The organism is Polynucleobacter sp. 39-46-10 (assembly GCF_002282275.1).
The window spans coordinates 1-1,333 of the sequence record NZ_NCJB01000486.1; the positions used below are offsets into that span (position 1 = coordinate 1).

Here is a 1,333-nt window from a genome sequence, read left to right on the forward strand (position 1 = left end):
GACTTTGAAGTGCCGAGCTTTTCCAAGACCAATGAGCTTGTTCCTACAATTGATCCCACCTATCAATTAGATTCCGATACAACTATCTCCCTTCTGGCAGGATTTCGCTTTAATCGGCGGGTTTTACTGCAGGGCATGCATGGCACTGGTAAGTCCACCCACATTGAGCAAGTGGCCGCACGCCTTAACTGGCCATGTCTTCGCATTAATCTGGATGGGCAAATTACCCGCATGGACCTTTTAGGCAAAGACGTCATCACAATTAAGGATGGGCAGCAAGTAACTGACTTCCAGTTAGGCCTCATTCCATGGGCGCTCCAAAGGCCTGTTGCTCTTGTATTAGATGAATATGATGCCGGCAAGCCAGATGTCATGTTTGTCATCCAGAGAATGCTAGAGCGCGAGGGTAGATTAACCCTGCTTGATCAAAATCGAGTGATAGAGCCTCACCCCTATTTCCGAATTTTTGCGACCAGCAATACCGTTGGCCTGGGTAACTGGAACAATATCTATCATGGAACACAACTGCTAAATCAAGGGCAGATGGATCGATGGGATGTGGTAGCCGCGCTGAATTACCTAGATCCCCAGGCTGAAGAGCGGATTGTTAAAGCAAAAGTGTCGCATTTAAATTTGCCAGAGAATGCACCTCTTGCCTCACAAATGATTGCCCTGGCTAACCTCACGCGTAAGGGATTTGCTGCGGGGGATTTATCTACATTGATGTCAACCAGAACTGTCATTACCTGGGCTGAGAATTGGGCAATCTTTGGCGATCTCGAATTTGCATTTCGATTATCGTTTTTAAATAAATGCGAATTAGAGGAAAAGCGCCTCATCGCGGAATACTATCAGCGATGTTTTGATCGCGAGCTACCAATGTCGATGCCCTCTTCAAATTAATTAAGGAGCATCAGACCTTGCAGTCGTTTTCATCAGAGGACATGTTGCTTCAAGAGCGCTACGGAGCAATCGTACGCTCTATCTCTGGTAATGCCCGCATCAATATGCGTGATTGGAATTTTTTTGAGGGTGATGAGTTTGTTGGACAACTAGCGCCCCATCTTAATCCAACTCTTTTTTTTGAGCCTTGGGCCGATCACCGTGGCATGCTTGATGGCCTAGGTTTACGCCTTGCATACTCTGATCCAGCCCTACACCGAAGCTCTCAGCCAAACGATTTAATGGGCTCCTTAGTATTTGAGGTGCTCGAACAAATCCGCGTTGAAAGTATTTGCCCTACCAGCATGAGTGGCACCAAGAAGAATATTCAAAACCACTTTATTGCTTGGCTCAATGAGTTCATGGCAAAAGGAGGTACTGAGGGAAGCAT

The 1,333-nt window shown here is 46.5% G+C and carries 1 protein-coding gene and 1 pseudogene; both read left to right on the forward strand.

The genetic code is table 11. From position 1 onward, the window contains the following. On the forward strand, positions 1 to 903 hold a 903-nt coding region (locus B7X71_RS17020), incomplete at its 5' end, for an AAA family ATPase (protein WP_293601613.1). A 41-nt stretch (positions 904 to 944) separates the two neighbouring features. Then, positions 945 to 1,333 (forward strand): annotated as a pseudogene (locus B7X71_RS17025) (cobalt chelatase); the annotation flags it as partial.